This window comes from Anoxybacillus sp. PDR2 (genome assembly GCF_009834045.1).
GTDB classification, from domain to species: domain Bacteria; phylum Bacillota; class Bacilli; order Bacillales; family Anoxybacillaceae; genus Anoxybacteroides; species Anoxybacteroides rupiense.
The window spans coordinates 365001-377952 of record NZ_CP047158.1 but is presented as its reverse complement, the minus strand read 5'-3'; the positions used below and the strand labels follow the sequence as shown (position 1 = coordinate 377952).

Sequence of the window (12952 nt, the reverse complement as noted above, 5' to 3'; positions counted from 1 at the left end):
AAATATATGGTCAAAGTAAATATTGGCATCCTGAATGCCTTCATTCGAATAACATGCGGATTAACCATGCTTGCCTGGGCCACTTCCAAAATGGTCAAGCATCCTTGGCGCGATTCCTATATGGTGATTGCTTGGTTAGCCGCTATGAAAGTGGCAGAGGGCATTACACGCTTCTGTCCGCTCACAGCATTGTACGAAAAATGCCGGAAGCAAGAACAAACAAAGGAAACAGCAAACAACCCAACCTAATGATAAAAATAGGGCTGACTTTCATAAGCCAGCCCTCTAATCTATGCATGATAAGGAGAGAATTCATAATGCTGCTTGAATATATGACCGATATGTCATTTGTGCTTGCTACCTTAATCGGGAGCATTGTCGCCCTTACTTTTGTTTATGTGAAGAAAAAGCGCGTGCGGTAGCTTTGCGACCAATATCGCTTCGATAAAATAATTGATCACATTGGATATGAGAAATTTCCGTATACACTTCTTGCTGCGCAGCTTGCAACGTCTCACCTTTTGCCGCAACGAGCAGCACACGACCGCCATTTGTGCATACGATACCATTTTCAACCTTCGTTCCAGCATGAAATACAAGTGTGTCTTCTTTCAACGCGTCCAGCCCGATAATCGGCGCTCCTTTTTCGTATGCATCGGGATAGCCTTTAGAAGCTAAAACGACGCCAACAACCGCTTCATTAGACCACTTCGGCTCCGCCTCTTTCCCTTCCAGTAAATCGACCAGCAGCTCAACCAAATCTGTTTCTAAACGGGGCAGCACCACTTGCGCCTCCGGATCACCGAAACGGGCATTGAATTCAATGACTTTTGGTCCTTGAGGGGTTGCGATTAGCCCTGCATACAAAACGCCTGTAAATGGATTTCCTTCTGCGACAAGCGCTTTTGCGATGGGATGAATGATTTGCTCAATGGCTTGCTCCACGACTTCTGCAGAAATCTGCGGCACAGGAGAGTACGCTCCCATTCCTCCTGTATTCGGACCCTCATCGTTATCAAAGGCGCGTTTATGATCCTGGGCGATCGCCATTGGGTAAGCTTTTTCACCGTTGACAAAAGCCATCAACGAAAACTCTTCCCCCTCTAAAAACTCTTCAACCACGACTTGCGCACTTGCTGCCCCAAATTTCTTTTCGATCATCATATCATATAAAGCGGCTAAGGCCTCTTGTTCCGTCATCGCCACAGTAACACCTTTTCCAGCCGCCAGTCCATCCGCTTTGATGACAATCGGCGCTCCCTTTTCCTCCACATACGCTTTGGCCTCTTCATATGAAGTAAAGGAGCGATACTCCGCTGTCGGTACGCCATATTTTTGCATCAATTCCTTTGCAAACGCCTTACTTCCCTCGATCAGTGCGGCTTTCTTTTTCGGTCCAAAAATACGTAGCCCTTCTTCTTCAAAGCGATCGACAATTCCATTCAATAACGGTGCTTCTGGACCGACAATCGTCAAATCGATTCTTTCGTTTTTAGCAAAATGCACAAGCGCTTCGATATCCTGTTCATCGATGGGAATCAGTTGGGCTGCTTGAGCCATTCCCGGATTCCCCGGTGCGGCATACAGCTTTTGCACAAGCGGACTTTGCGCCGCTTTCCAAACGATCGCATGCTCCCGTCCCCCACGACCGATTACGAGTACTTTCATTTGCTTCACTCCTTAATGCTTAAAATGGCGCACGCCAGTAAAGACCATGGCAATGCCGTATTCATCTGCCTTTTTGATGGAATCCTCATCGCGGATCGATCCGCCCGGCTGAATGATCGCGGTGATTCCTGCTTTGGCTGCTGCTTCTACTGTATCATCCATCGGGAAAAATGCATCAGAGGCTAAAGCGGCTCCTTGCGCTTTATGACCCGCTTGTTCAATCGCAATTTTAGCTGCGCCCACGCGATTCATTTGCCCTGCTCCGACCCCGATTGTCATATGGTCTTTCGCGAGCACAATCGCATTGGACTTGACATGCTTGACCACCTTCCATGCCAACTTTAAATCTTCCCATTCCGTTTCGGTCGGCTGCCGTTTCGTGACAATTTTTATCTCGGCATCGTCCAATGTGTATCGATCTTCATCTTGTACAAGCAGGCCGCCATGCACGGACACGAAAAACGGTTCATTTTTGTGCTGCGCTGCAAAATCAATGGTTAATAAGCGAAGATTTTTCTTCTGCGTTAAAATTTCAACGGCTTCTTCACTGAAGGATGGAGCGATAATAATTTCAAGAAAAATTTCATGCATTTTTAATGCCGTATCGCGGTCCACTTCTCGGTTCAAGGCGACAATTCCGCCAAAGATTGAAGTTGGATCCGCTTCATACGCTCTTGTAAAAGCGGCCAAAATCGTATCGCCGATTCCTACTCCGCACGGATTCATATGCTTAACCGCAACGGCGGCCGGTTCAGCAAATTCTTTGACAATTTGCAATGCCGCATTCGCATCATTAATATTGTTATAGGATAGCTCCTTGCCATGCAGCTGTTTAGCCGCCGCAATGGAAAAGATAGAGCCAAGCGGCTTTTGATAAAAAGCAGCTTGTTGATGCGGATTTTCGCCATAGCGTAAATCTTGTTTTTTCGTAAAGGTCATGGTCAAGGATTCTGGATAGCGTTCCCCCGCGAAATTTGTTAAATACTCAGCAATCATGGCATCGTAAGCGGCCGTATGACGGAATACTTTCGCCGCCAATTTTAAATTCGTATCATGAGAAACCGCCCCATTTTCCTCGAGCTGCTGCAATACGATTTCATAATCAGCCGGATCAACAACAACCGTTACATATTGATGATTTTTCGCCGCCGCCCGAAGCATGGTCGGACCGCCAATGTCGATATTTTCAATCGCCTCGGCAAATGTAACGTCTGGCTTGGCGATCGTTTGCTGGAACGGATATAAATTCACAACGACTAAGTCAATTGGTCGAATATGGTGCTCATCAAGCTGCTTGCTATGGCTCTCATCATCGCGAATCGCTAAAAGTCCGCCATGGATTATTGGGTGCAGCGTCTTCACACGCCCATCTAAAATTTCCGGAAATCCTGTGACCTCAGAAATGCTGATCACCGGAATCCCTTCTTGCTCTAGAGCTTTCTTCGTTCCACCTGTTGAAATGATTTCGATTCCCAATTCTGACAAGCGCTTAGCGAAAGCAATGATACCTTCTTTATTCGAAACACTTATTAAAGCACGTTGAGCTTTCATGCATGTTCGATCCTTTCTCTCAATGTTCAAACAATGTTTGTAATACTTCGGGATATAGCTGATGCTCCAGCTCATGAATTCTCGCTTCTAATTGCTCCAACGATTCTCCTTCATAAATAGGAATGGCACGTTGTTCAATAATCGGTCCTGTATCCATTCCTTCGTCCACATAATGAATCGTCACTCCCGTTGCCTTCACACCGGCGCGATACGCTTGTCCGATTGCGTCTTTTCCAGGGAAGGCAGGCAGAAGCGAAGGATGAATATTCACCATTTTTCCCTCGTAAGCCGATAAAAGCGTTGGCCCAATTAGGCGCATATAACCGGCTAAAACGATCCACTCAATCCCTTTTTCTTTTAAGCGCATTAAAATATCGCGTTCAAACTCGGCCTTTTCTGCATAATCTTTTGGATGAAAAACAAAGGTAGCGATCCCTTCTTTCTTCGCTCTCTCAATCACCTTTGCTCCCGGGCGATCGCATACAAGCAAAGCAATGTCAGCTTGCAGTCTTTTTTGTTTGACAGCCTCGACAATCGCTTGAAAATTCGTTCCGCTGCCAGATGCAAAAATAGCGATTCGTTTCATTCCATTTTCCCTCCAGCAAAGACAACTCCTTCTCCTTTTTTCACCCGTCCGATCAGATACGCCTTCTCTCCGAGCTGTTCTAAACGTTCCAATAGCGGTTGAATCATTTCGCTATCTACCGCCATGACTAGACCGATCCCCATGTTAAAAATATTGAACATCTCCTGGCGCATCAGATGTCCCTTCTCCTGAAGCAAATCGAAAATCGGCGGAATCGGCCAAGAGCCATAATCAATTTCGGCACAAAAACCGCTTGGCAGCATGCGAGGGATATTTTCAACAAAGCCGCCCCCAGTAATATGGGCCATGCCTTTGATCGCAAATTCTTTCATCACTGCCAGCAACGGCTTTACATAAATGCGCGTCGGTTTTAGCAGCTCTTTACCTAGTGGAGCAGCGAATCCCTCATACGTTTTATGAAGGTCAAGTTGGGCTTCTTCAAGCACAATCTTCCGCACAAGCGAATAGCCGTTGCTATGAATGCCGCTTGAAGCAAGCCCAATAAGCGCATCGCCTTCTTGAATGTTTGCTCCCGTGATAAGTTTGGATTTCTCCGCTACTCCCACCACAAATCCAGCCACATCATATTCTTCTTCGCCATACATTCCAGGCATTTCTGCTGTTTCGCCGCCAATGAGGGCGCATCCCGCTTGCACACAGCCATCGGAAATACCTTTAACAATTTGCGCAATTTTTTCAGGCACCGCTTTTCCGCACGCGATATAGTCAAGGAAAAACAGCGGTTCTGCGCCTTGAACGACAATATCATTGACACACATTGCCACACAGTCGATTCCAATGGTATCATGCTCATCCATCATAAAAGCTAGCATTAATTTCGTGCCAACCCCATCTGTTCCCGATACAAGAACAGGTTCACGATATCCGAGCTGCGATAGGTCAAACATGCCGCCAAAACCGCCTAGTCCGCCCAATACTTCTTTCCGATTCGTTTTTTGTACGTGCTTTTTCATCAGCGAAACCGCTTGATATCCAGCCTCAATGTCGACACCCGCTCGCTTATACGACTCCGCCATTTTAAGTCCTCCTTTATTGCTTAACTGTTTGCTCTAATAACTGGCTGCATGTATTAGTTGGGTATTCTCCGGTAAAACATGCCATGCATTGACCGCGAAACAGAGAGCCGTTCGCCGAACGCCCAATCGCTTCCAGCAATCCTTCATGGCTTAAAAATGCTAACGAATCGGCGCCAATCATCTGCCGCATCTCTTCAACCGAATGGGCGGAAGCAATGAGTTCCTCTTTTGTTGGCGTATCAATTCCATAAAAACAAGGATGAGTAATAGGCGGTGAGCTAATGCGAACATGGACCTCTTTCGCCCCAGCTTCTCGAAGCATGTTGACGATTCGTCTGCTTGTCGTTCCGCGCACAATCGAGTCATCAACCATGACGACCCGCTTGCCAGCTACGACTCCCCGGACAGGAGATAACTTCATTTTCACGCCTTGTTCACGCAATGCCTGCGACGGTTGAATAAACGTCCGCCCTACATAACGATTTTTAATTAATCCTAGCTCATATGGAATTCCTGTCACCTCTGCATAACCAATCGCGACAGAAATGCTGGAATCAGGCACACCTGTCACAACATCTGCATCGACTGGCGCTTCAAGCGCCAAGCGTTTTCCTAAATTTTTGCGGGCTGTATGAACATTGATCCCATCGACATTGCTGTCAGGACGGGCAAAATAAATGTATTCCATACTGCAAATCGAGCGCGGGCGTTTTTCCGCATAACGTTCTGCATAAATGCCGTGTTTGTTAATGATAATCAGTTCTCCAGGCTCTACTTCGCGCTCGTACACAGCTCCCACTACATCAAACGCACACGTTTCCGAAGCGACGACATAAGCATTGCCAAGACGGCCGATGGAAAGCGGACGGAATCCTTGCGGATCAAGAGCGATGTACATTTCTGTTTCCGTCAACAAAAGGAAGGCGAATGCTCCTTCCAGATAGTTGAGGGCCACCTTGATTTGCTCCTTTAACGTTGGCGCCATGCTACGACGAATTAAATGAGCAAATACTTCCGTATCCGAAGTCGTTTGAAAAATGCTTCCTTGCTGTTCAAGACGGAGCTTAAGCTCAGCCGCGTTGACTAAATTGCCGTTATGGGCTAAAGCAATGCTTCCGCTTTGCGAGCGGAATAGCAGAGGCTGAACATTTTCGTAGCCTCCGCCTCCTGCTGTTGCATAGCGCACATGCCCAATCGCTGCCGCTCCGTTTAATTGCTGTAGCTGGCCATCGCTAAATACTTCCGTCACAAGCCCGAGACCTTTATGTCCCTTCAATGTTTCACCATCGGAAACGACAATCCCTGCCCCCTCTTGGCCGCGATGCTGTAAGCTGTGCAATCCATAATAAGTGACTTGTGCCGCTTCCTCGTGTCCCCAAATCCCAAAAATTCCACATTCTTCGTTTAATCCTTTGATTTCAGCAAGCATGGAATAGCTCCTTTCCACACGCTTCTCATTTGTGTAACCGAAAGCTGGACAACTGTTTTACCGCTTTCTGCCTCGATATGAAGCATCCCATCACTAGTGACTTCTCCAAGCAAAGTCGCTTCTATGAACTGTTCAAAGGCCGCCTGATGTTCCTTTTTCACGGACACAATAAAACGCGATTGTGTTTCGCTGAATAATTCGGCAACCGCATCGCCGCTGATCTTTACCTTTGCTCCTAATCCATCCGCATTCATTAAACATTCAGCTAACGCTACGGACAAACCGCCTTCAGATACATCGTGAGCGGAAGCAACCAATCCGGCGCGAATCGCCGCTAAAAGCGCTTGCTGGCGCTCGGCCTCCACATGCAAGTCAATGCTTGGCGCTTTGCCGAAAATGCGGCCTTCTAATAATTTTTGTAATTCACTGCCGCCAAATTCCTGCTTTGCTTTTCCAATCACATAAATGAAATCGCCAGACTGTTTGAACGCTTGCGTCGTGATATGGCTCAATTCATCAACGAGCCCGACCATTCCGACAACAGGGGTTGGGTACACCGCTTCACCATTCGTTTCGTTGTAAAGCGATACATTGCCGCTAATGACCGGTGCATTTAATAAACGGCACGCCTCGCTCATTCCATCGACCGCTTTTTCAATCTGCCAAAAAATTTCTGGTTTTTCAGGATTTCCAAAATTAAGACAATCTGTAATCGCTAGCGGCTTAGCGCCTGAGCAGACAATATTCCGGGCCGCTTCCGCAACGGCGATTTTTCCTCCTGTCTCTGGATCTAAATAAATGTAGCGTGAGTTGCAGTCCGTCGTCATCGCCAATGCTTTTTTTGTCCCGCGAATACGCACAACCGCCGCATCTGATCCCGGCGCGACTACCGTATTCGTTCGCACCATATAATCATATTGATCATATACCCATTCCTTGCTCGCAATCGTCGGTTGCGCTAACAATGAAAGCAGTGTTTCCTCATAGTTCTCTACCGTCGGAAGATAATCGATTTGTTGAAATTCTTGATAATAATCCGGTTCTTTGGACGGCTTATGATACACGGGTGCATCTTTCGCTAAAGCATCGACTGGAACCTCAGCGACCACTTCGCCATGGAAATAAAGACGAAGCATTTTGTCATCCGTTACTTTTCCGATCGCAGTGGCCTCAAGCCCGTATTTAGCAAACAAATCATAAATTTCTTGCTCGCGGCCCTTTTTCACAACAAGAAGCATCCGTTCCTGCGATTCTGAAAGCATCATTTCGTACGGAGTCATCCCTGTTTCGCGCTGTGGCACAAGATCTAAATTCATTTCAATGCCAAAGCCGGCTTTGCTGGCCATTTCAGCAGAAGAACTAGTAAGCCCGGCAGCGCCCATGTCTTGGATGCCAACGAGCGCATCAGACTGAACGACTTCTAAGCAAGCTTCCAGCAGCAATTTTTCCATAAAAGGATCTCCGACTTGAACCGCTGGGCGCTTTGCTTCAGACTCTTCGGTCAGTTCTTCAGAAGCAAAGGTGGCCCCATGAATGCCGTCGCGCCCTGTTTTAGCTCCAACATACATCACCGTGTTGCCGACACCTGATGCTACACCGCGCTGAATATCCTCATGACGAATCAATCCCACACACATAGCATTGACGAGCGGATTGCCGTCGTAAGCACGGTCAAATTGCACCTCGCCGCCGACGGTCGGAATGCCAACACAGTTTCCATATCCGGCAATGCCAGCGACAACATGTTCAAATAAATATTTGACACGAGGAGAAGTTAACTCCCCAAAACGCAATGAATTCAGCAAGGCGATCGGCCGAGCTCCCATGGAAAAGACATCGCGAATAATTCCTCCAACCCCAGTTGCTGCGCCTTGGTACGGTTCAATCGCAGAAGGATGGTTATGGCTTTCAATTTTAAACGCAACGGCTAATCCGTCACCAATATCGACAATCCCTGCTCCTTCACCAGGCCCTTGCAAAACATGATCGCCTTCAGTCGGGAATTTTTTTAAAACGGGCTTGGAGTTTTTATAGCTGCAATGCTCCGACCACATCACGGAAAAAATGCCGGTTTCCGTATAGTTAGGCAAACGCCCAAGAATGCGTTCTACCATTGCAAACTCTTCATCTGTTAATCCCATTTCACGATATAATTTTTCTTCTTTAATCATTGTCGGACTTGGCTCAAGAAGTAACGACATGTGCTTCCCTCCAATATTTCACAATTGACTGAAACAACTTCAAACCATCAGCGCTGCCGAGCAGCTCATCCACTGCACGCTCCGGATGAGGCATCATCCCTAGAACATTGCCTTTTTCATTGATAATACCGGCAATGTCAGCTAAACTGCCGTTCGGATTTTCCCCATGGTATCGAAAAACAATTTGGCGATTATCGATCAGCTGCTTTAACGTCTCTTCATCGCAGTAATAGTTGCCTTCGCCATGGGCGATCGGGATCGTAATCATTTCATCCTTCTCGTACATTGAAGTAAACATTGTTTCATGATTTTCTACGCGAAGCTCTACTGGACGGCACATAAATTTTAGACTGTGATTGCGGCGCATTGCTCCTGGCAAAAGCCCGGCTTCCAACAAAATTTGAAATCCATTACATACGCCTAAAATCGGTTTCCCTGCTTCTGCCGCTTGTTGGATCGCCTTCATCACGTTGGAAAAGCGGGCAATCGCCCCTGAACGAAGATAGTCTCCGTATGAAAAGCCTCCCGGAAGTAAAATTCCATCAAACTCATCAAGATGGTCGGCATCATGCCATACATACTCGACCTCTTCTCCCAATTCATCCTTAATCGCATGGTACATATCAACATCACAGTTGGAGCCCGGAAATACAATCACTGCAAATTTCACTGCGCCACTACCTCCTCAATCTCATACCGGTAGTCTTCAATCACTGTATTGGCTAATAGCTTTTCACACATATCGCGCACAATTTCTTCAATATCGCGATCGTTTTTTTCAATCATAAGCTCCATAAACTTGCCAATCCGCACATCTTGTACTTCTTGGTAAGATAAGCTGTGAAGCGCTCCTTTTACCGCACTTCCTTGTGGATCTAGCACATTTTCTCGCAATGTGACATATACTTTTACTTTGTACATTTTGTTTGTCCCCCTAATCTTTGTAAAATCACTTCATAGGCATCCGTTAAGTTTCCTAAATCGCGTCGAAATACATCTTTATCAAATTTTTCATTGGTTTCCATATCCCATAGACGACAAGTATCTGGCGAAATTTCATCCGCCAATATTATGTTTCCTTCCGCATCAAAACCAAACTCTAATTTAAAATCAATTAATCGAACCTGACAGCTGTGAAAATGGCGGGTGAGGATCTCATTGATCTTTAAAGCCTGCTCCTTTAATATGGCGATTTGTTCTGAGGTCGCTAGCTTTAAAATAGCAATATGGTCTTCCAACAACAGAGGGTCGCCAAGCTCATCATTTTTGTAATAAAACTCAATCAGCGGTTTTTCCAAACTTGTTCCTTCGGCAATGCCAAGCCGCTTTGCAAGGCTTCCAGCGACATAATTGCGGACAACAACTTCAAGGGGAATAATCGTTACTTTTTTAACAAGCTGCTCTGTTTCCGAAAGTTTACGAATAAAATGATTATTGACGCCGGCTTCATGCAATTTGGCAAATAATAAGCTGGTAATTTCATTATTTAAACGTCCTTTTCCAGCAATAGTTGCCTTTTTCTCTCCGTTAAATGCCGTGGCGCTATCCTTATATTCAATCCAAAACACCGCTTCTTCATCTGTGCGATACACTTTTTTTGCTTTTCCTTCATAAAGCTGCTCTAATTTTTTGACCATGGGTAGAAGCCTCCCAAAACAGAATATTAGGAATTTTTTGGCTTGTGGGCAGGTAAGGGAAAACCTTACCTGCTTTGCTTATAATCCGAGACGCGTAAAAATCGTATCAACGTGCTTGAGATGATAATGGTAATCAAAGCAATCATCGATTTCCTCTTTCGTCAATCGCTGTGTGATCGCTTCGTCTGCCTCAACCAACGAACGGAACGGAACTTGTTTCTCCCATGCTTCCATTGCTTTTGGCTGAACTAAGTCATACGCTTCCTCACGTACCATGCCTTTATCAATTAACGCTAACAAAACGCGTTGAGAATAAATCAATCCAAGCGTGCGATCCATATTGCGTTTCATATTTTCTGGGAATACTGTCAAGTTTTTTACAATATTAGCAAAGCGATTGAGCATATAGTTCAACGCGATGGTGGCATCAGGCAAAATAATGCGTTCAGCTGACGAATGGGAAATATCGCGTTCATGCCAAAGCGGCACATTTTCGTAAGCCGTTAGCATATATCCGCGAATGACACGCGCCATCCCTGTCATATTTTCAGAGCCGATTGGATTGCGTTTATGCGGCATTGCAGAAGATCCCTTTTGTCCCTTAGCAAAAAACTCCTCCACTTCACGTGTTTCACTCTTTTGCAAACCACGAATTTCAACAGCAAATTTTTCGATGGACGTTGCAATGAGCGCCAATGTCGCCATATAATGGGCATGGCGATCACGCTGAAGAGTCTGAGTGGAGATAGGTGCTGGCTCTAATCCAAGCTTTTCGCATACATACTTTTCAACAAAAGGATCAATATTCGCATACGTTCCGACAGCTCCGGAAATTTTCCCAACTCGAACCGTTTCAGCAGCCTGTTTGAAACGTTCTAAGTTTCGCTTCATTTCCTCATACCAAAGAGCTAATTTCAACCCAAACGTTGTCGGCTCTGCATGAACCCCATGCGTCCGTCCCATCATGACCGTATATTTATGCTCTTGTGCTTTTTCCTTTAATACTTGAATAAAGTACTCTAAATCTTTAAGCAAAATTTCATTTGCCTGCTTCAGTAAATACGATAAAGCGGTATCGACAACGTCCGTCGATGTTAATCCATAATGCACCCATTTTCGTTCTTCTCCTAATGTTTCGGAGACCGCACGGGTAAAGGCAACCACATCGTGACGAGTTTCTTCCTCAATTTCTTTAATGCGCTGGATATCGAACGAAGCGTTTTGGCGAATTTTCGCCACGTCTTCCTTTGGAATGACTCCCAGCTCCGCCCAAGCCTCACAAGCTAAAATTTCTACTTCCAGCCACGCTTTAAAGCGATTTTCTTCCGTCCAAATCGCTCCCATCTCCGGTCTTGTATACCGTTCGATCATTTTTTTTCCTCCTTCTGCACTCAAACATCTGTCATTTCATCCAAATTTTCAAATCATCGATACGTTGCAGTGCGGCATCTACATTTTCAGCAAGCAGCGTAACATGTCCCATCTTCCGTTTGTGCTTCGCCTCTTTTTTTCCATATAAATGAAGGTGCATATCGGCCATTTCGGCAATGCAGTCTATTACTGGCTGGAGATGCTCGCCTAAAATATTGACCATCACAGCCGGCTTCAATAACTCTGTACCGCTTAAAGGCCAATTGCAGATGGCACGAATATGTTGCTGAAATTGAGAGGTCACACAAGCATTAATTGTATAATGACCTGAGTTGTGCGGTCTAGGGGCAAGCTCATTAATATAAATATCTCCTTCACTGGTTAAAAACATTTCCACTGCCAGTGTTCCGACTAATTCAAAATACGTCGCAAGTCTTTCTGCATAAGCGATGGCTTTTTGGGCGATGTGCTCAGCCATTCGTGCGGGAACGATCGTTTGGTGCAAAATATTATCAAGATGGATATTTTCTGCAACAGGAAATACTTTCATATCTCCTAGTCCATTTCTTGATACAATGACAGAGACTTCTTTTTCAAAGGAAACCCATCCTTCTAACACACAATGGCCTGATTGCAGCAACAAACTAGCCGCTTGGACATCCTTTTTGGAACGAATCACAAATTGCCCTTTGCCATCATAACCGCCTCGGCATGTTTTCAGCACACACGGCAGGCCAATCGCATCAACGGCCGTCACTAATTCTTCTTTTGTTTGCACCTCCTGATAAGGGGCAACTGGAAGTCCTGCTGTCACAATCGCTTGTTTTTCTGTAGCTCGATCTTGAGTGATCATGAGCAGCTTGCTTCCTTGTGGAACATAGGAGTGGCTGACAAGCCAATCGAGCGCTGCCGCATCAATGTTTTCAAATTCATACGTAATCACATCGCTTACCTCAGCCAGCTTTTGAATGGCACTTAAATCGCTATATTCTCCCGTAATTTCGATATCTGCTACTTGACCGCACGGAGAATCGGCGATCGGGTCAAGCACGGCAATGCGGAACCCCATTTCTTTAGCGGCAATAGCCATCATTCGACCAAGCTGTCCGCCTCCAATAATCCCAATGGTTTGTCCAGGTACGATCATCTGGTTATTCAAGATCATCACTGCTTTCTAATACTTCTTTACGAATTTGCTCTCTTCTCGCTTTTAAAGCATTCATATATTCGGAATCGAAAATCCCAAGAATGGCCGCGGCTAAAAGGCCTGCATTCGTCGCTCCTGCCTTTCCAATAGCAACAGTCGCAACAGGCACACCTCCTGGCATTTGTACGATCGATAAAAGAGAATCTAAACCATTTAACGTTTTTGATTGAATGGGCACACCGATAACAGGCAACGTTGTTTTTGCGGCTACCATCCCAGGTAGATGTGCGGCTCCCCCGGCTCCGGCAATAATTACTTTAATGCC

The 12952-nt window shown here is 45.8% G+C and carries 14 protein-coding genes (1 of these 14 running past the window's edge); 2 read left to right on the top strand and 12 right to left on the bottom strand.

Annotated features, from left to right (window positions below):
- Positions 1-6: 6 nt before the first annotated feature.
- Both GRQ40_RS01935 and GRQ40_RS18890 read left to right on the top strand, forming a co-directional pair.
- Positions 7-249, top strand: coding sequence for a YgaP family membrane protein (locus tag GRQ40_RS01935; RefSeq protein WP_080859668.1), 243 nt, complete (start codon positions 7-9; stop codon positions 247-249).
- On the top strand, positions 201-422 hold the full coding sequence (locus tag GRQ40_RS18890) for an EYxxD motif small membrane protein (RefSeq protein ID WP_370514181.1): 222 nt from the start codon (positions 201-203) through the stop codon (positions 420-422). Before GRQ40_RS01935 ends, GRQ40_RS18890 begins: the two co-directional genes overlap by 49 nt.
- Here GRQ40_RS18890 and purD read toward each other — a convergent pair.
- The 12 genes from purD to purE form a co-directional block, all read right to left on the bottom strand.
- Positions 385-1668: a phosphoribosylamine--glycine ligase gene (gene purD, locus GRQ40_RS01930; protein WP_159719250.1), complete on the bottom strand. Its 1284-nt coding sequence runs from the start codon at positions 1666-1668 to the stop codon at positions 385-387. The two genes, GRQ40_RS18890 and purD, sit on opposite strands and share 38 nt — an antisense overlap.
- Positions 1669-1680: 12 nt before the next feature.
- On the bottom strand, positions 1681-3219 hold the full coding sequence (gene purH / locus GRQ40_RS01925) for a bifunctional phosphoribosylaminoimidazolecarboxamide formyltransferase/IMP cyclohydrolase (protein ID WP_159719249.1): 1539 nt from the start codon (positions 3217-3219) through the stop codon (positions 1681-1683).
- A 19-nt stretch (positions 3220-3238) separates the two neighbouring features.
- Positions 3239-3805: a phosphoribosylglycinamide formyltransferase gene (purN, locus tag GRQ40_RS01920; RefSeq protein WP_066148397.1), complete on the bottom strand. Its 567-nt coding sequence runs from the start codon at positions 3803-3805 to the stop codon at positions 3239-3241.
- Positions 3802-4842 (bottom strand): phosphoribosylformylglycinamidine cyclo-ligase, encoded by a 1041-nt coding sequence (purM, locus tag GRQ40_RS01915; RefSeq protein WP_044741334.1) that lies wholly within the window; start codon positions 4840-4842, stop codon positions 3802-3804. The genes purN and purM overlap by 4 nt, the downstream gene beginning before the upstream one ends.
- A 13-nt stretch (positions 4843-4855) precedes the next feature.
- On the bottom strand, positions 4856-6271 hold the full coding sequence (gene purF, locus GRQ40_RS01910; RefSeq protein ID WP_066148396.1) for an amidophosphoribosyltransferase: 1416 nt from the start codon (positions 6269-6271) through the stop codon (positions 4856-4858).
- Positions 6247-8472 (bottom strand): phosphoribosylformylglycinamidine synthase subunit PurL, encoded by a 2226-nt coding sequence (purL, locus tag GRQ40_RS01905; RefSeq protein WP_066148394.1) that lies wholly within the window; start codon positions 8470-8472, stop codon positions 6247-6249. The genes purF and purL overlap by 25 nt, the downstream gene beginning before the upstream one ends.
- A complete protein-coding gene (purQ, locus tag GRQ40_RS01900; RefSeq protein ID WP_044741331.1) occupies positions 8456-9142 on the bottom strand; it encodes a phosphoribosylformylglycinamidine synthase subunit PurQ in 687 nt (228 codons plus the stop codon). Before purQ ends, purL begins: the two co-directional genes overlap by 17 nt.
- Positions 9139-9393, bottom strand: a complete 255-nt coding sequence (gene purS, locus GRQ40_RS01895) for a phosphoribosylformylglycinamidine synthase subunit PurS (RefSeq protein WP_044741330.1) — start codon at positions 9391-9393, stop codon at positions 9139-9141. Before purS ends, purQ begins: the two co-directional genes overlap by 4 nt.
- Complete coding sequence (purC, locus tag GRQ40_RS01890; RefSeq protein ID WP_066148390.1) at positions 9381-10109, bottom strand: phosphoribosylaminoimidazolesuccinocarboxamide synthase; 729 nt, start codon at positions 10107-10109, stop codon at positions 9381-9383. Before purC ends, purS begins: the two co-directional genes overlap by 13 nt.
- A gap of 78 nt (positions 10110-10187) precedes the next feature.
- Complete coding sequence (gene purB / locus GRQ40_RS01885; RefSeq protein ID WP_066148388.1) at positions 10188-11480, bottom strand: adenylosuccinate lyase; 1293 nt, start codon at positions 11478-11480, stop codon at positions 10188-10190.
- Between the two features lie 31 nt (positions 11481-11511).
- The gene (purK, locus tag GRQ40_RS01880; protein ID WP_066148386.1) at positions 11512-12645 is read right to left on the bottom strand and encodes a 5-(carboxyamino)imidazole ribonucleotide synthase; all 1134 of its coding nucleotides are present in this window, start codon (positions 12643-12645) and stop codon (positions 11512-11514) included.
- A protein-coding gene (purE, locus tag GRQ40_RS01875; protein ID WP_066148385.1) for a 5-(carboxyamino)imidazole ribonucleotide mutase crosses the window boundary here: on the bottom strand, positions 12632-12952 show its 3' portion. Its footprint extends 168 nt past the window's final position; the window shows 321 of its 489 coding nt (coding positions 169-489); the start codon falls outside the window, past its right edge; the stop codon is at positions 12632-12634. Before purE ends, purK begins: the two co-directional genes overlap by 14 nt.

Excerpts from the sequence above, each read along its gene's own strand:
- purS (WP_044741330.1), bottom strand. The coding sequence starts at position 9,393 with ATGTACAAAGTAAAAGTATATGTCACATTGCGAGAAAATGTGCTAGAT.
- purL (WP_066148394.1), bottom strand. The coding sequence starts at position 8,472 with ATGTCGTTACTTCTTGAGCCAAGTCCGACAATGATTAAAGAAGAAAAA.
- purC (WP_066148390.1), bottom strand. The coding sequence starts at position 10,109 with ATGGTCAAAAAATTAGAGCAGCTTTATGAAGGAAAAGCAAAAAAAGTG.
- purF (WP_066148396.1), bottom strand. The coding sequence starts at position 6,271 with ATGCTTGCTGAAATCAAAGGATTAAACGAAGAATGTGGAATTTTTGGG.
- purD (WP_159719250.1), bottom strand. The coding sequence starts at position 1,668 with ATGAAAGTACTCGTAATCGGTCGTGGGGGACGGGAGCATGCGATCGTT.
- purM (WP_044741334.1), bottom strand. The coding sequence starts at position 4,842 with ATGGCGGAGTCGTATAAGCGAGCGGGTGTCGACATTGAGGCTGGATAT.
- purH (WP_159719249.1), bottom strand. The coding sequence starts at position 3,219 with ATGAAAGCTCAACGTGCTTTAATAAGTGTTTCGAATAAAGAAGGTATC.
- purK (WP_066148386.1), bottom strand. The coding sequence starts at position 12,645 with ATGATCTTGAATAACCAGATGATCGTACCTGGACAAACCATTGGGATT.
- GRQ40_RS01935 (WP_080859668.1), top strand. The coding sequence starts at position 7 with ATGGTCAAAGTAAATATTGGCATCCTGAATGCCTTCATTCGAATAACA.
- purB (WP_066148388.1), bottom strand. The coding sequence starts at position 11,480 with ATGATCGAACGGTATACAAGACCGGAGATGGGAGCGATTTGGACGGAA.
- GRQ40_RS18890 (WP_370514181.1), top strand. The coding sequence starts at position 201 with ATGCCGGAAGCAAGAACAAACAAAGGAAACAGCAAACAACCCAACCTA.
- purN (WP_066148397.1), bottom strand. The coding sequence starts at position 3,805 with ATGAAACGAATCGCTATTTTTGCATCTGGCAGCGGAACGAATTTTCAA.